Here is a 16,487-nt window from a genome sequence, read left to right as displayed (position 1 = left end):
ACGCGCCTGACCAGGGTGTCTACGGCAGACTGTGCGCTATGACCGATCACCCCGACGGCTCCGCCGCACCCAGCGCACGGGACCTTGAGGGAGGCTCCGAGCCGGCGCCCGGTCCGGAGCAGGCGGCAGCGCCCGGGGCTGAGCCCGGCGCGGGGTCCGGCGCCGAGTCCGGCCTGGTCGGAGCCCTGGAGACGCTGCGCGCCCGGCTCGGGGCGCTGCGCCTGCCGCTGGAGACGTCGGACGCCGGTGCGGCACGCACGGACCTGCGCCGCGCCACCGACCAGCTCGACGACTACCTCCTGCCGCGGCTGCGCTCGCAGAAGGCGCCGCTGCTCGTGGTGGTCGGCGGCTCGACGGGCGCGGGCAAGTCGACGCTCGTGAACTCGGTGCTGGGCGAGCTCGTGACGCAGCCTGGCGTGCTGCGACCCACCACGAAGGCTCCGGTGCTGGTGCACCACCCGCTGGACGCCCGCTGGTTCTCCACGGACCGGGTGCTGCCGGGCATGGCGCGCGTGACGACGTCGGGCCAGCAGCCGGACGGCGCGACGCCGTCCGAACCCAGCCGCACGCTGCGGCTCGTGCCGAGCGAGGCGCTGCCGAAGGGTCTGGCCCTGCTGGACGCGCCGGACATCGACTCGGTGGACACGGCCAACCGCGAGCTGGCGGCCCAGCTCCTGGGCGCCGCGGACCTGTGGCTGTTCGTCACGACGTCCGCCCGGTACGCGGACGCGGTGCCGTGGGACCTGCTGCTGCAGGCGGCGGGACGCAAGGCGCAGGTGGCGATGGTGCTGGACCGCGTGGACCCGGGCGCCGAGGCCACCGCCGACGACCTGCGGGACATGATGGTGGAGCAGGGCCTGGCGGAGAGCGCGCTGTTCGTCATCCCCGAGGCCGAGCTCGTCGACGGGATGCTGCCGGAGGAGGCCGTCTCGGAGGTGTCGCGCTGGCTCACCGGTCTGGGCGGTGACGCGGAAGCGCGCGGGCGCGTCATCGCGGCGACCCGCGACGGCGTCGTGGACTCCCTCGTCGAGCGGGCCACGGCCCTGGCCGACGCCGCGGACGAGCAGCAGGCCGCCGACGTCCGGCTGCGGCACGTCGTCGAGCGTGCCTACGCGGACGCGGTGGCCCACGTGGCGGCGGCGACGTCGGACGGCGCGCTGCTGCGCGGCGAGGTGCTCGCCCGCTGGCAGGACTTCGTGGGTACCGGCGAGTTCTTCCGGGCGGTCGAGGAGGGCATCGGCAGGTTCCGGGACGCGGTCGCCGGGTTCTTCCGCGGTAAGCCGAAGGAGGCGCCCCAGGTCGAGCAGGCCATCGCCCACGGCCTGGAGTCGGTGGTGCTGGACGCCGCGGAGGACGCGGCCGAGCGCTCGTACCAGGCCTGGCGGGGCGACACCGCCGGTGCGGTGCTCCTGGAGGGCCTGGAGCTGTCGCGGACGCCCGCGTCGCTGCGGGCCGAGGTGAGCGGGCAGATCCGCGGCTGGCAGGGCGACGTCCTGGAGCTCGTGCGCGAGCAGGGCGCGGCCAAGCGCGGTACCGCGCGGGTGCTGTCGTTCGGCGTGAACGGGCTCGGGGTCGCCCTGATGATCTTCGTGTTCGCCTCGACGGGCGGCCTCACCGGGATCGAGGTCGGCATCGCGGGCGGGTCGGCGGTGCTGGCCCAGCGGCTGCTGGAGGCCGTGTTCGGGGAGGACGCCGTGCGGCGTCTGGCCGTGCAGGCACGCGACCGGCTGCGCGCCCGGATCCAGGCGGTCATGGACGGGCAGGCCGCCCGGTACACGGCGCAGCTGGACGCCCTCGGCTCGGCCGAGGCGGGCGGTGACGGTCTGCGCTCGGCGGCGGACGCGGTCGCCTCCGCGGCCTCGGCGGAGCGCCGTGACCGGGCGGGTGCCGTCGACGCAGCGCCGGGTGCCGCACCCGTCGAGGACCTCGCCGGGGGCCGGGGCCTGCGGGGCGCCCGGGTTCGCCCGGGGCGCGAGATGCTGGCGAAGGGGCGCTCCGACATCGTCGAGGAGCCCGTCAAGAAGAGTTTCTGGAAGCGCATGTTCGGAGAGGGCGACCGATGAGCCGGCTCGACCTGGGCGACCGGACGACGGCGCTGGAGACCGCCGTCCGGGATGCCGAGGGGCGTATCGAGCCGGCCCTGCTGGCCGAGGCGCGGGCCGTCGCGATCCGCGCGCGGGAGCGGGGCGGGCTGTCCGCCGAGCACACCGTCGTGGCGCTGGCGGGTGCGACGGGTTCGGGCAAGTCGTCGGTGCTCAACGCGGTGGCCGGGGTCGCAGTCGCGCAGCCGGGCGTGCGGCGTCCGACGACGTCGCACGCGATGGCCGCGGTGTGGGGCGCGGGCGCGGACCCGCTCCTGGACTGGCTGGAGGTGGGCCGCCGGCACCAGGTGGGCGCGCCGTCGGCACCGTTGGTCGAGCCTGTCGCGACTCCCGCGCCGCCCCGCCGTCGGACCCCGGTGGGGGACAACTCGGGGCTGGTCCTGCTGGACCTGCCCGACCACGACTCCGTCGTGACCGAGCACCGCATGCGGGCCGAGCGGCTGGTGCAGCGCGCCGACCTGCTGGTCTGGGTGGTCGATCCGCAGAAGTACGCGGACGCCGCTCTGCACGAGGGCTTCCTGCGCCCGCTCGCCGGGCGGGCGGAGGTGGTGGTCGTCGCGCTCAACCAGGCGGACCGCCTCACGCCGGACGAGACGTCGGCGATGCTCGCCGACCTCAAGCGCCTGGTGGCACAGGACGGTCTGGAGGGTGCGCGCGTGCTCGCCGTGTCCGCGAAGACGGGCCAGGGCATGGACGAGCTCCGGGGACTGCTGGCGAAGGCGGCGGCCAGGCGGGAGGCGGCGACGGCCCGGCTCGCCGCGGACGAGCGGGCGGTCGCCCAGAAGATCGTCGACAGGTGCGGGACGCCGCCGCCGTCGCGCCAGGGGAACCAGGCCAAGGGCGACCTGGTGGCAGCGCTGGAGGCGGCCGCGGGCGTGCCGACGGTGGTCGACGCCGTGCGTGCCTCCGCCCGCCGGGACGCACGCGCGGCGACCGGCTGGCCGCTGACCCGCTGGGTCGGACGGCTGCGCAAGGACCCGCTGCGGCGGCTCGGGCTGCGGACGGCGGACCGGGAGCACCGGGCGCCGTCGGGCAGGGACGACCTGGTGCGCACGTCGCTGCCGACGGCCCGGCCGGCGGTGCGGTCGGCGGCCGCGTCGGCCGTGCGGCGCTACGTCGAGGAGGTGACGCGCGGAGCCGCGGACCCGTGGGTCCTGGCCGCGCGCTCCCGCGGACAGGCGGGGATCGACAGGCTCCCGGACGCGCTCGACCAGGCAGTGGCGACGACCCGCGTGGAGGCCTCCCGGCGCCCGGTGTGGTGGTCGCTGGTCAACACGGTCCAGTGGACCCTGATCGCCGTGGTGGCGGCGGGGCTGCTCTGGCTGCTGGGACTCTTCGCCTTCGCCTACCTCCAGCTCCCGCCGCCGCCGACGCCGGTGCTCACGCTGCCGACCTGGTCGGGCGAGGGCGTCGTGTTCCCCGGGGCGCCCGAGTCCGGCGCCGGCGACGGGCTCGGCGTCGACCCGTTTCGGATCCCGTGGCCGACGCTCATGGTGCTCGGCGGGCTGGCCCTCGGACTGCTGCTCGCGCTCGTCTGCCGCGTGTTCGGCGCGCTCGGCGCGCGCCGTCGGGCGATGGGCGCCCGACGCCGGCTCCGGCAGTCGGTCAGCGCCGTCGCGGACGAGCTGGTGCGCACCCCCGTGGGCGACGAGCTGGCCCGCCTGGCGAGCTGCCGGACGGCGGCCACGGTCGCCGCGAGCTGACCGCGCGGGTCGAGGGCGTGCTCAGCGGCGGAACGTGACCGGCTCCTCCTCGAACCCCTTCCACGCCAGCCGCTCGTTCTCCGTGAGCCTCCGCGGCTGGTTGGTGGCGGCGTCGACGAACACGAGAGTGGTGGTGGCGCGCGCGTAGGGCTTGCCGCCCGACGTCGGCCCGGTCTTCGCCATGCCGGCGACGCCGTCGTGCACCTCGTAGCAGACCTCGGCGCTCGCGCCGCCGATCCGGCCCAGCCACATCTCGACGCGCACCGGCGTGCGCGTGAACAGCAGCGGCCGCAGGTACTCGATGCGCTGGCCGGCCACGAGCGTGTGGGAGTCGGCGTCCGGCCCGGTGGGGACCACCGCCGTCGGCCACTCCTCGCCCTCCGGCGCCTCCGGGTGCTGCCAGAAGGCGGTGATCCGGGCGTCCTCCAGCAGGCGGAACATCGCTACGTTGTTGACGTGCGCGTACGCGTCGAGGTCGGACCAGCGCAGCGTGACGGGGACGTGGAGGCGTGTCATGGTGCCCATTTTCCTCCACGCGAAGTACCCGCCGTCCTGACGCGGTGGCGCGCCGGGCAGAGTAGTCCTCAACCTGTCCGAATTGGTAGATTCATCCACCTTGGTTTTGGCTGCGGAGGAACAGTTGGATCTGCCCAGGCACCACTTCGACCCCATAACGCTGCACGAGCTGTTCGACGACGTCCCGGTCGCCCAGGCGTATCGCGACGAGCTGGCGGGACGTCCGGACGGCGATGCGCCGGCCGTCCTCGCCGTGCGCGTGCCGCTGACCCGCGCGCTGGCTCCTGAGGCGGACGACCCGGACGCCGAGCTGGCGGAGGCCGAGCGCCTCGGCTGGCTCGCGCTCCGGCAGGCCGGTGGACCGGGCGACGAGCTGCAGGCCGCGCACTCGCACGCCGAGGAGGTGCCTCTCGGCGCAGTGGCACCGCTGTTGCGGCTGGCCCACGTGCTGCAGTGGCGGCACCGGTTCTCCGAGGCGGACCTGCTGTTCGGGCTGGCCCTGGAGGCGGCGCACCACTACGGGGACTACTCCGCGAGCGTCGAGCACGCGCGCCGGCTGGAGTGCTTCGCCCTGCAGCACTGGGGCAAGTGCCGGTACGACCAGGCGCTGGAGGCGCACGCCGACCAGGCCCGGCCGTTCCTCGGCGAGGCCCTCGCCCTGTTCGTGCAGGCACTGGAGCTGCGCGTGGAGGCGGGCGTGGCCCCGGACCAGGTCGCGTCGACCCGGCAGGCGATCCAGGCGACCCGGGACCGGCTGGCCGAGCTCGGGGCCTAGGCCGGGAGGCGGATCATGCCCTCCTGGCCCGCCGAGGCGACCAGGGCGCCGTCCTGCGTGTAGACCTTGGCCGTCCCCAGAGCGCGCCCGCCCTGCGCGGTGGGCGAGCTCTGCACGAACAGCATCCACTCGTCCACGTGCACGTCGCGGTGCCACCACATGCCGTGGTCGAGGCTGGCCATCGGCACGGAGGCGCCGACGTCCTGCCACGACTTCCCGGCGGCGCGCAGGGCGGGCTCGAGCATGAGCTGGTCGCACGCGAAGGCCAGGAGGGCGCGGTGCATCGCCTGCTCCTTGATCTCCAGCGGACGGCGTGTGCGCATCCAGACCATCTGCGTGGCGGGCGGCGTGCCGCCGTCGGCCGTCGTGGCGTCCGGGCGCAGGTACAGAGAGCCGCCCACGTGCCGCAGCTCGAACGCGGAGTCCGTCCAGAACTGGGCCCGTACGGCGACGCCCTCCGGCAGGCTGGCGAGCTCGTCGAAGGCGGAGCCGACCTCGTCGGGCGGCGGGACGTCGTCGGGCATCGGCATCGAGTGGTCGTAGCCCGGCTGGTCGTCCTGGAAGGACGCGATCATCGACAGGATCGGCTTGCCGAACTGGATCGCGTGGGTGCGCCGGGCGCTGAACGAGCGCCCGTCACGCAGCCGCTCGACGGCGAAGTCGATGGGCTCCTCGACCCGCCCCTCGCGCAGGAAGTAGCCGTGCAGCGAGTGGATCAGACGGCCTTCCGGGACGGTGCGGTCCGCGGCCAGGATGGCCTGCGCGAGGACCTGGCCGCCGTACGCGCGGTTGGCCGGGCCGGGCATGCTGTCACCGCGCAGCACGTCCTCCTCGCCGCGCGGGCCCCAGCCCTCGAGGTGCCGGAGGTCGAGCACCTGCAGCAGGCGGTCGAGCGCGTCGGGCTGGCGGTCCGGCGTGCTGCCGGCGAGCGGGTCAGGGGTGGTGGCGTCCACGAGCGGGCGTCTCCTTCAGGTCCTGTCAGTCTTCGAAAGTGTTGATCATGCTGAAGGCGGCGCGTTCCAGGTAGTCCCACAGCTGCGACTCGTGGATGGGCGCGAGGCCCAGCGAGTCGACGGCGGTCCGCATGTGCGCGAGCCAGCGGTCGCGCGCGTCGGGATTGACCTTGAACGGCATGTGCCGCATGCGCAGCCGCGGGTGCCCGCGCTGCTCGGAGTAGGTGCCTGGACCGCCCCAGTACTGCTCGAGGAACATCGTCAGACGCTCCTTGGCCGGTCCCAGATCCTCCTCGGGATACATGGGGCGCAGTACAGGGTCGTCGGCGACGCCGTCGTAGAACGCGTCGACGAGGCGCACGAACGTGTCGTGGCCGCCGACGGCGTCGAAGAAGGATTCCTGTGTCACGTCCGTCATCCTGCCACTCGACTGTGACAGCCCGATGGCAGCCGCGTGAAACCGGGTCTCGTGTGAGCAAGGTGACAATTGGCTGGGCGGATCGCTTGCCAGGGGCGATAGGCTGATCGAAGACCTGCAGCGACGCACGGTGGGAGTTGAGACATGACCAAGGCTGACCAGATCCTTGCGGCACTCGGAGGGACCTCGAACGTCGTCGAGCTGGAGCCGTGCATCACTCGGCTCCGGGTAGAGGTGAGCGATCCGTCGCTCGTGGACGAGCCCGGACTGAAGTCGTCCGGTGCATTCGGCGTGGTCCGGTCCGGGCGGGTGGTCCAGGTGATCGTCGGGCCTGAGGCCGACAGCCTCGCGGCGGAGCTCGAGACGCTCAGGGTCTGAGGTAGGACGCAGACCCCAGGACGGGGCGGGACAAGAGCGAGCTCGACGGTGAGCTTGCCGGTATGACGGCGCGGGCCCGGGTACTCCCGGGCCCGTGACCTGTCTCACGACCGAGCCGTCGCACGCGACCGTGAGGCGAACGCCCTGTGAAAATCACGCGGCAGTCCCTCGCACTCCGCGACAGCGGTCCGGTCCGGCGCGCGGACCCGAGTAGGTTTGCCACCGTGTTCGAGTCTCTTGCTACCTCCCTGTTCAACGGTGCCGAGGGCTTCTGGTCGTGGTTCGGCGACAAGCCCCTGAAGATCATCACGATCCTCGTGATCGGCATGGTCGCCATCTACGTGCTGCGGCGGGTCGTCACGTCCCTCACCGAGCGCATCGCCATCGGGCAGAAGCCCAGGAAGGTCGTCCAGAAGGCCCCGGATCCCGTGGGCACCACCACGGGTGGTGTGCCGACTACTGCTCCCGCAAAGGGCAAGCGACGCCGCAAGAACATGCTGATGTCGCCGCAGGCGCTGGCCGACGCCCTGACCGCGGCCAACCCGCGCGCCGCCGAGCGCCGCGCCCAGCGCGCGCGGACCGTCGGCTCGGTACTGAACTCGACCGCCAACATCGTGATCAGCACGATCATGGTGCTCACGATCCTGCAGGTCCTCGAGCTGCCCGTCACCGGCCTGCTGACCGGAGCCGGCGTCGTCGGTGTCGCCATCGGCTTCGGCGCGCAGAGCCTCGTCAAGGACTTCCTGTCCGGCATCCTCCTCCTCATCGAGGACCAGTTCGGCGTGGGGGACAACGTCGACCTCGGGGGCGACGTCGTCGGCACCGTCGAGGCGATGGGCCTGCGGCTCACCGAGGTCCGCGCGTTCGACGGCACCCTCTGGTACGTCCGCAACGGCGAGATCCTGCGGGCGGGCAACCGCACCCAGGAGTGGAGCCGTGCGGTCGCCTCCGTGCAGGTGCCGCTGGGGACCGACGTCGACGCCGTCCGCACCGCGCTCGGCCGCGCCGTCGACCGGGTGAAGAACGACCCGGAGCTGGCCGACAGCCTGCTCGAGACGCCCTCGGTGCGCGGCGTGGACGCCGTCGACCAGGCGGGCCTCACCTTCACGCTCTTCGCCCAGGTGCGCCCCGCCCAGCAGTGGGTGGTCGCCCGGGCGCTGCGCGTCGCGGCCCACTCGGCCCTGCTGAACGCGGGGATCGTCGCGCGCTCGGCGCCACTGCCGCTCGACGGGATCGGCTCGCAGGGTACGGACGGCGGTCCGGGCACCGCCTGACCCGGCCCAGGGCTGTTCCGCCCGGCCGCGCCGTCCACTCGCGCCGGCTGCCAATTCGTCGGACACGCCCGCGTTGCCCCCGGTGAGCGCCGGTAGATGGCAAGATCTTTCCTTGTGACCGACGAACCGATGCCTGGGTCCACCGGAGACGGCGCCGCCGTGCCGCCGGAGCTGGCCGAGCTGGCGACCGCCCACGGCGTGCAGTGCGTGTACACCGACCACGACGGCCGCGTGCAGCAGGTCAGCGTGTCGACGGTCGTCGCGGTGCTGGAGGCGCTCGACGTCCCTGCGTCGACGCCGGGCGCGATCGCCGCGAGCCTGGACCGGGTCGACGACGACGAGTGGCGCGCGATGCTCCCGCCGACCGTCGTGACCCGGGAGGGCACCGAGGTGCAGGTCGCCGTGCACGTCGCGGAGGGCGCCGACGTGACGGCGTGGATAGCGCTCGAGCAGTCCGAGCAGCCGGTCGTGCCCACGAGCGCCACCCCGTGGCGCGTGACGGCGCCGCAGGCGACCACGACCACCGGCTCGTTCGCGGTGGTGCGGGGTCCCCGCGTCCAGCTGCGGCAGGCCGACGTCCACACCGAGCCCCGCACGGTGGACAGCCGCAAGGTGGGGCGCGTGACGTTCACCGTCCCGGCCGACCTGCCGCTCGGCTGGCACACGCTGCACGCCGAGTCGGGCGGCCAGACGGCGCAGACCCCGCTCGTGGTGACTCCCGCGCGGCTGGAGCTGCGCAAGAAGGTCGCCCGCAAGCAGGCCTGGGGCTTCATGGTCCAGCTCTACTCGGTGCGGTCCAAGGACTCCTGGGGCATGGGCGACCTGGCCGACCTGGCCGACCTGGCCTGGCAGACGGCGCACAACGGCGGTGCGGACTTCGTCGGGATCAACCCCCTGCACGCCACCGAGCCTGTGCTGCCGGTGACGCCGAGCCCCTACCTGCCGACGTCGCGCCGCTTCATGTCGCCGCTGTACATCCGCGTCGAGGACATCCGTGAGACGGCGTACCTCTCCGCCGCCGACCGGTCGCTCGTGGAGTGGGCGGGCGAGCCCGTCCGTGAGCTGTCCGAGGACTCCGGCCCGATCGACCGGGACGCCATCTGGGAGGCCAAGAAGGCCGCGCTCGAGGTCGTGTACACGGCCCAGCGGTCGGCGGCCCGGCAGACGGCGTTCGACGAGTTCGTGCTGGCGCAGGGCAAGGGCCTCGTCGACTTCGCGACGTGGTGCGCCATCACGGAGCACCTCGACGGCCGCGACTGGCCGACCGAGCTCGCCGACCCGTCGTCGGCCGGGGTGGCGACGCTGCGCAACGCGCTCTCCGAACGCGTCCAGTTCTACTGCTGGCTCCAGTGGGTCGCCGACGAGCAGCTCCACGCGGCGCACCGCGCCGGGCTCGACGCCGGCATGCGGCTCGGCCTGCTCAAGGACCTGGCTGTCGGCTCGTCCCCGGACGGCGCGGACGCGTGGGCGGACGCCGGTGTGCTCGCCCAGGGCGTATCCATCGGCGCTCCGCCGGACATGTACAACCAGCAGGGCCAGAACTGGTCCCCGGCGCCGTGGCACCCGCGTGCGCTCGCGAAGGCGGGCTACGCGCCCTATCGCGAGATGCTGCGCACGGTGCTGCGGCACTGCGGCGCGCTGCGCATCGACCACATCCTCGGGCTCTTCCGCCTCTGGTGGATCCCGGGCGGCGCCCGCGCGTCGGCCGGCGCCTACGTCACCTACGACCACGAGGCCCTGATCGGCATCCTGTGCCTGGAGGCGCACCGCGCCGGGGTGACGGTCATCGGCGAGGACCTCGGCACCTTCGAGCCGTGGATCCGCGACTACCTCGAGGAGCGCGGCATCCTCGGCACCTCGGTGCTGCTCTTCGAGCGGGACGCCGCCGGGGCGCCCATCGAGCCGGAGGCGTACCGCCGGACGGCGCTGGCCACGGTCACGACGCACGACCTGCCGCCGACCGCCGGCTATCTCGCGGGCGAGCACGTAGACCTGCGCGAGCGCCTCGGGCTGCTCACGGAGGAGCCGACGGTGCTGCGGGCCCAGGCACGCGCGGAGCGTGAGTCGCTCGTGGAGGCGCTGTCCCGTCGCGGCCTGACGACGTTCGACCCGTCCGAGCGCGAGCTCGTCGAGGGGCTGCACCGCTACCTCAGGGACACGCCGGCCGCGCTGGTCGGGGTGTACCTGACCGACGCCGTGGGGGAGCGGCGCGCCCAGAACCAGCCCGGTACCAACACCGAGTACCCGAACTGGAAGGTGCCGCTGGCGGACTCCGCAGGAACGGTGGTGCTCCTGGAGGACCTGTTCACCAACGCCCGCCTGCGGTCGCTGGTGACGGTCATGAACGAGGAAGAGCCCGACCCCGCTCCGCCGAGATAGAACCCTGGCGAGATAGAACTGTGGCGAAGTAGAACTGTGGCGCACCCCGAGCGGGGTGCGCCACAGTTCTATCTCGCCACAGTTCTACTTCGGCGAACCGGCGTGCGAGGCGGGGTCAGGCGGCGCCGATGCCCGCGCGGGCGATCGAGAACCCGCTGCCGGTGGCGTCCGCGACGCACCTCATGCCGGACTGGTCGCTGACGCACGTGAACCCGTGGGCCTTCTTCTCGGCACCGTAGTTCAGGATCGCGACGTCGCCCTTCGCCTTCTTGGGCTGGTCCCCCTTGGTGACGCAGGGCTGGGTCACGTTGCCGGTCGGGTCGACCTTCGCCACGTAGCCGGACGCGCCGCCGCACGAGGCGTCGGGCGCGGGCTTCTGGTCGAGCTCCGCGATGCCGCACGCGGCGGCGTCCGCGGAGATCGTGCACGTGATGTTGCGCGACGGCGCGGCGAACGTCTCGACGCCGGCCCCGCCGTCGGTCTCCAGGCCCTCCTCGGGCTCCGGCGACGACGACTGCTCGGCGGCCGGTGTACCGCCCGGATCGAGCGAGGTGTCGGGGCTGCCCAGCAGGTTCACCGCGAAGATGATCGCTGCGATCACGAGCAGCACGTCCAGGGCGATGAAGGCGATCCACCCGGGGCTGAGCTTCTTGCGCCCAGGCTCGGGCCCGTAGCCGTCGGCCGCGGCTCCGTGCACCGGCTGGCCGTACTGGTCGTAGCCCTGCGGCGGATACGGCTGCGGCGGGTACTGGCCACCCTGCGGCGCCTGCTGCGCGTACGCCTGAGGCTGTGCGTAACCCTGCTGGTAGGGCTGCTGGTACTGCTCGGTGTAGTACTGCGGGGCGCCGCCGCCGTTGTGGATGTGGACGGACTGGACCACGGGGGCGCCGGGCGCGGCGGGCGCCGGCGTGACGGCCTGCGAGAACTGGCTCGCGGGTGAGATCGCGGGTGGTCTACGGGTCGCCGCGGAAACACGCTGCACCGGGCCCTGCTGGGCGGGCGTGGGTGCGGTGGGCGGGTGCTGCTCCTGGGGCGGCGTACCCGGGTCCTCGTCGGGCCATCCGCCTGGCGGCGGTGGCGGCGGCACTGTGCCGGACATCAGGCGACTCCCTCAGCTCAAATCGGTCGGTCGGGCGACCGCGGTCGATCGTACACAAAGGCGTTACTCGCTGTTACTCCTGCGTGGCATGATCGACGAGTCGTCGCAGGTAGTTCACAGACCGGACGACAACCCAACCGAAAAGGCGCGCCCGTCGGGCGTGCGGGCGTCATCTGCCGCCCCCGAGAAGACAGACGTGGAGGGCCTGTGCCCGGAGAGAACCTGACCCGCGCCGAGGCGGTCGAACGCGCCGGCGTCGTATCGGTCGAGTCGTACGAGATCGCGCTGGACCTGACCACCGGCCCGGAGACTTTCGCGTCCGCCACGACTGTGCGCTTCACCGCGACGGAGGGCGCCTCGACGTTCGTCGACCTGGTCGCCCCGTCGGTGCGGTCCGTGGTGCTGAACGGTCGCGAGCTGGACCCGTCGGCAGTGTTCACGGACTCCAGGATCACCCTGGAGGGCCTGGCCGCCGACAACGAGCTCGTCGTCGTCGCCGACTGCGGCTACACGAACACGGGCGAGGGCCTGCACCGCTTCGTGGACCCGGTGGACGGAGAGGTCTACCTGTACACGCAGTTCGAGGTGCCGGACGCCCGCCGCGTGTTCGCCTGCTTCGAGCAGCCGGACCTCAAGGCGACGTTCCAGTTCACGGTCACCGCGCCCGCTGCGTGGCAGGTCGTGAGCAACGAGCCGACGCCGGAGCCGGTCGCGGCCGGCGAGGACGTCGCCACCTGGACGTTCGAGCCCACCGGCCGCATCTCCACGTACATCACGGCGCTCGTCGCCGGCCCGTACGCGGTGGTCCGGTCGTCGCTGACGTCGTCGGACGGTCGTGAGATCCCGCTCGGTGCGTTCTGCCGCAAGTCGCTGTCGGAGCACTTCGACGCCGACTACATCTTCGAGAAGACCCGGCAGGGCTTCGAGTTCTACGAGACGACGTTCGGCGTCCCGTACCCGTTCACCAAGTACGACCAGCTCTTCGTGCCTGAGTACAACATGGGCGCGATGGAGAACGCGGGCTGCGTGACCTTCACGGAGTCCTACGTGTTCCGCTCCAAGGTGACCGACGCCGTGCGCGAGCGCCGCGTCGTCACGATCCTGCACGAGCTGGCGCACATGTGGTTCGGCGACCTGGTCACCATGAAGTGGTGGAACGACCTCTGGCTCAACGAGTCGTTCGCGGAGTACGCGTCCACGCTCGCCACGGCCGAGGCCACCGAGTGGGACGCCGCCTGGACCACGTTCTCCGCGATGGAGAAGTCCTGGGCCTACAAGCAGGACCAGCTGCCGTCCACGCACCCGATCGTCGCCGAGATCAAGGACCTCGAGGACGTCCAGGTCAACTTCGACGGCATCACCTACGCCAAGGGCGCGTCGGTGCTCAAGCAGCTCGTGGCCTGGGTGGGGCGCGAGGCGTTCATCTCGGGCGTCTCCGCGTACTTCGGCAAGCACGCGTGGGGCAACACCGAGCTGCCCGACCTGCTCACCGAGCTCGAGACGACCAGCGGCCGTGACCTCAAGGCCTGGTCGAAGCTGTGGCTCGAGACCGCCGGTGTGAACACGCTGCGTCCGGTGATCGAGACGGACAGCCACGGCCGCATCATGTCGTTCGTCGTCGAGCAGACGGCGCCCGCCGAGTGGCCGACGATCCGCCCGCACCGCCTCGGCATCGGCTTCTACAGCCTGTCCGACGCCGGCGAGCTCGTCCGGACGCACTTCACCGAGGTGGACGTCGACGGGCCGCGGACCGACGTGAAGGAGCTCGTCGAGCTCGACCGTCCCGCGCTCGTGCTGCTCAACGACGAGGACCTCGCGTACGCGAAGATCCGCCTCGACGCCGCGTCGCTCCGCGTCGCGCTCGAGCACCTCGCCGACATCGCGGACCCGCTGGCCCGCTCCCTCGTCTGGGGCTCGGTCTGGGACTCGGTGCGCGACGGCGAGGTGCCGGCCTCGGAGTACGTCCGCCTGGTGCTCGGGGGCATCTCCCGCGAGACCGAGTCGACGACGCTCCGCACCACGCTCAACCAGATGGTGCTGGCGACCAAGCAGTACGTGGCGCCGGCGAAGCGGGCGGCGACCCTCGCCGAGGTGGGCGACACGCTCTGGTCGCTCGTGGGCGACGCCGCCCCCGGCTCGGACACGCAGTTCCAGCTGGTGAAGTTCTTCGCGCACGTCGCGTCGACGCCGGCGCACGTCGGGACGCTGTCCGGGCTGCTGGACGGCTCGGTCACCCTCGACGGGCTCGAGATCGACACCGACCTGCGGTGGGAGCTGCTGGAGGGCCTCGTGCTCAACGGCGCCGCCGGCGACGAGGAGATCGACGCGACGCTCGCCGCCGACGACACCGCGACGGGCCGCCAGTCCGCCGCACGTGCCCGGGCCGCGAAGCCGACCGTCGAGGGCAAGCTGGCCGCGCTGTCGTCAGTGGTGGCCGCCGACGTGCCGAACGCGATCATCCGGAACACGGGTCTCGGGTTCGTGCACGTGAACGACCCGGCCACGCTGGTCGGCGTCGTGCAGCCGTACCTGGACGCGGTGCTCAAGGTGTGGAACGAGCGGAGCTACCACATCGCCGAGGAGATCATCGAGGGCTTCTACCCGGCGCCGCTGGCGTCGGCGGAGCTGCGGGACGCCACGGCGGCCTGGCTCGAGACGAACGCCGACGCCGCCCCGGCCCTGCGCCGCCTGGTGGTGGAGTCCCTGGCCGGCACGGACCGAGCCCTGAAGGCCCAGTCCGCCGACGCCTGACATGAGGTCGCCGAAGTAGAGCGCCTGTCCGGTCTCCCTGGTGTCGCCAGGGAGAACCGGACAGGCGCTCTACTTCGGCGACTGGGTCACCAGATGCGGACGCGGGCCTCCTCCGGGAGGTAGAGGGCGTCGCCCGGCTGGACGTCGTACGTCGCGTAGAACTCGTCCACGTTGCGCACCACGCCGTTGCAGCGGAACTCGTTGGGGGAGTGCGGGTCCGTCGCGAGACGGCGCAGCACCTCCTCGTCACGGCCCTTGGACTGCCACACCTGCGCCCAGCCGAGGAAGATCCGCTCGAGGGCGGTCAGCCCGTCCACGACCGGCGCCTCCTCCAGGGGCTTGCCGAGCGCGATCCGGTACGCCTTGATGGCGATCGACAGCCCGCCCAGGTCGCCGATGTTCTCGCCGATCGTGAGGCTGCCGTTGACGTGCGCGTCCTCGGCCTTCTCGCCGTCCGCCTCTGCCTCGTCACCCGCGACCTCGTCATCCGCTACGACGGCGGACGCCTCGAGCTGCGCCGGGCGGAACTCGTCGTACTGCGCGATCAGCGCGCTCGTGCGCTTCTCGAACTCGGCGCGGTCGGCGTCGGTCCACCAGTCCTCGAGGCGGCCGTCGCCGTCGTACTTGGAGCCCTGGTCGTCGAAGCCGTGGCCGATCTCGTGCCCGATGACGCCGCCGATCCCGCCGAAGTTCACGGCGTCGTCGGCCTCGGGGTCGAAGAACGGGGGCTGGAGGATCGCCGCGGGGAAGACGATCTCGTTCATGCCCGGGTTGTAGTACGCGTTGACCGTCTGCGGTGTCATGAACCACTCGTCGCGGTCCAGCGGCTTGCCGATCTTCGCGAGCTCGTAGTCCTGGTCGAACGCGTTGGACCGGCGCACGTTGCCGACCAGGTCGGCCGCGTCCACCTCGAGCCCCGAGTAGTCGCGCCACTTCACCGGGTACCCGACCTTGGGCGTGAACTTCTCGAGCTTGGTCAGGGCCTTGGCCTTGGTCTCGTCGGTCATCCAGTCGAGACCCTCGATGGACTCGCGGTAGGCCGCCACGAGGGCGTCCACGAGCCGGTCCATCTTCGCCTTGTTGGCGGGCGGGAAGTGCCGTGCCACGTACTCGGCGCCCACCGCCTCGCCGAGCGCGCCCTCGACGAGTGCGACGCCGCGCTTCCAGCGCTCGCGCACCTCCTGCGCACCCGTGAGGGTGCGGCCGTAGAAGTCGAAGTTGGCCTCGACGATCTCGTCGGTCAGGTACGGCGCCCGGGCGCTGACCACGTGGTACGTCATCCAGAGCTGCCAGTCCAGCACCGACAGCTCGCTCCACAGGGCGGCGAAGCCCGTCGCGAAGTCGGGCTCGCGCACCACCACGTCGTCGAACGCGCCGGCGGGCACGCCCAGGGCCTCGGCCCAGGCCACCCAGTCGAAGCCCGGCGCCGACTCGACGAGCTGCGTGAGCGTCATCGGGTTGTACGTGAGGGTGGCGTCGCGGTCGCGCACCACGTCCCAGTGGTGCGCGGCGAGCCGCTTCTCGAGGTCGAAGACGCGGCTGGCGGCGTCGTCGGCGGAGATGCCCCACGTCTCGTGGACGCCGGCGAAGCGCAGCATCCTGGCCACGTGCGGCAGGTACTTCTTGCGGATCGGGGCGTACTGCACCTCGCGGTAGTACGCCTCGTCGGGCAGGCCGAGGCCGGACTGCCGCAGGTAGACGACGTACTTCTCCGGGTCGGTCGCGTCGTTGTCCACCCAGAAGCGAACGCCGGCCGTGCCGCCCGTGCGCTGCAGGGTGCCCAGCGCCTGGGTCAGGGCCGCCATGTCGCCGGCGTCGCGGATGAGCGCGAAGTCCTCGTCCAGGGGAGCCGTGCCGAGGCCGGTGATGCGCTCGGTGTCCATGAAGCTCTTGTACAGGTCGCCGATCTTCGAACCGGTCGGCGCGTCCTGGATGATCTCCCGGACGTGCACCTCTGCCTTGTCGTAGAGGTCTCGGAACGCACCGTCCATCGCACGGTCGGCGGGGATCTCGTGACTGTCGATCCACCGCCCGTTGACGTGGCGGTACAGATCGTCCTGCGGTCGGGTTGCGGGGTCGAGCGCGTCGAGGTCGATGCCCGACGTGAGGCCCGTGGCGTCGGTGGTCATTGCGCCAGCG

General features: G+C 72.4%; 12 protein-coding genes. 7 read left to right on the top strand and 5 right to left on the bottom strand.

Translation table 11 applies throughout. The features are described from left to right. The first annotated feature begins 38 nt into the window (after positions 1 to 38). Positions 39 to 2,063 (top strand): dynamin family protein, encoded by a 2,025-nt coding sequence (locus ACNYC2_RS20940; protein ID WP_419703647.1) that lies wholly within the window; start codon positions 39 to 41, stop codon positions 2,061 to 2,063. Beyond that, a complete protein-coding gene (locus tag ACNYC2_RS20935; RefSeq protein WP_419703646.1) occupies positions 2,060 to 3,805 on the top strand; it encodes a GTPase in 1,746 nt (581 codons plus the stop codon). The genes ACNYC2_RS20940 and ACNYC2_RS20935 overlap by 4 nt, the downstream gene beginning before the upstream one ends. Before the next feature lie 21 nt (positions 3,806 to 3,826). On the opposite strand, the gene ACNYC2_RS20930 is transcribed toward ACNYC2_RS20935, so the two are convergent. Next, a complete protein-coding gene (locus ACNYC2_RS20930) occupies positions 3,827 to 4,321 on the bottom strand; it encodes an acyl-CoA thioesterase (protein ID WP_357507939.1) in 495 nt (164 codons plus the stop codon). Positions 4,322 to 4,445: 124 nt separating this feature from the next. On the opposite strand from ACNYC2_RS20930, the gene ACNYC2_RS20925 reads away from it, so the two are divergent. Beyond that, the gene (locus ACNYC2_RS20925) at positions 4,446 to 5,096 is read left to right on the top strand and encodes a hypothetical protein (protein ID WP_419703645.1); all 651 of its coding nucleotides are present in this window, start codon (positions 4,446 to 4,448) and stop codon (positions 5,094 to 5,096) included. Here ACNYC2_RS20925 and ACNYC2_RS20920 read toward each other — a convergent pair. Then, complete coding sequence (locus ACNYC2_RS20920; protein ID WP_419703644.1) at positions 5,093 to 6,049, bottom strand: acyl-CoA thioesterase; 957 nt, start codon at positions 6,047 to 6,049, stop codon at positions 5,093 to 5,095. The two genes, ACNYC2_RS20925 and ACNYC2_RS20920, sit on opposite strands and share 4 nt — an antisense overlap. 25 nt (positions 6,050 to 6,074) lie before the next feature. Beyond that, on the bottom strand, positions 6,075 to 6,467 hold the full coding sequence (locus tag ACNYC2_RS20915) for a globin (RefSeq protein WP_419703643.1): 393 nt from the start codon (positions 6,465 to 6,467) through the stop codon (positions 6,075 to 6,077). Positions 6,468 to 6,611: 144 nt separating this feature from the next. On the opposite strand from ACNYC2_RS20915, the gene ACNYC2_RS20910 reads away from it, so the two are divergent. The 3 genes from ACNYC2_RS20910 to malQ all read left to right on the top strand — a co-directional run bounded on the left by ACNYC2_RS20910 (position 6,612) and on the right by malQ (position 10,498). Next, positions 6,612 to 6,845, top strand: coding sequence for a glucose PTS transporter subunit EIIB (locus ACNYC2_RS20910; RefSeq protein ID WP_116674151.1), 234 nt, complete (start codon positions 6,612 to 6,614; stop codon positions 6,843 to 6,845). Positions 6,846 to 7,069: 224 nt separating this feature from the next. After that, complete coding sequence (locus tag ACNYC2_RS20905) at positions 7,070 to 8,119, top strand: mechanosensitive ion channel family protein (RefSeq protein WP_419703642.1); 1,050 nt, start codon at positions 7,070 to 7,072, stop codon at positions 8,117 to 8,119. Between the two features lie 129 nt (positions 8,120 to 8,248). Further along, complete coding sequence (gene malQ, locus ACNYC2_RS20900) at positions 8,249 to 10,498, top strand: 4-alpha-glucanotransferase (protein WP_419707872.1); 2,250 nt, start codon at positions 8,249 to 8,251, stop codon at positions 10,496 to 10,498. A 115-nt stretch (positions 10,499 to 10,613) separates the two neighbouring features. Here the strand turns inward: malQ and ACNYC2_RS20895 are convergent, their stop codons facing one another. Further along, positions 10,614 to 11,597 carry a hypothetical protein gene (locus ACNYC2_RS20895; RefSeq protein WP_419703641.1) on the bottom strand — a complete coding sequence of 328 codons (984 nt, stop codon included), beginning with the start codon at positions 11,595 to 11,597 and terminating at the stop codon, positions 10,614 to 10,616. 207 nt (positions 11,598 to 11,804) lie between these two features. Between ACNYC2_RS20895 and pepN the strand changes: the two genes are divergently transcribed. Next, positions 11,805 to 14,348 carry an aminopeptidase N gene (pepN, locus tag ACNYC2_RS20890; RefSeq protein ID WP_419703640.1) on the top strand — a complete coding sequence of 848 codons (2,544 nt, stop codon included), beginning with the start codon at positions 11,805 to 11,807 and terminating at the stop codon, positions 14,346 to 14,348. Positions 14,349 to 14,434: 86 nt separating this feature from the next. Here pepN and ACNYC2_RS20885 read toward each other — a convergent pair whose 3' ends face one another. Next, positions 14,435 to 16,477 (bottom strand): M13 family metallopeptidase, encoded by a 2,043-nt coding sequence (locus ACNYC2_RS20885; protein ID WP_419703639.1) that lies wholly within the window; start codon positions 16,475 to 16,477, stop codon positions 14,435 to 14,437. Between the last annotated feature and the right edge of the window lie 10 nt (positions 16,478 to 16,487).

The organism is Promicromonospora sp. NFX87 (genome assembly GCF_048564965.1).
Lineage (GTDB): Bacteria > Actinomycetota > Actinomycetes > Actinomycetales > Cellulomonadaceae > Promicromonospora.
Note: the sequence above shows the minus strand (reverse complement) of the source record. Positions and strands in the feature narration are given on the sequence as shown.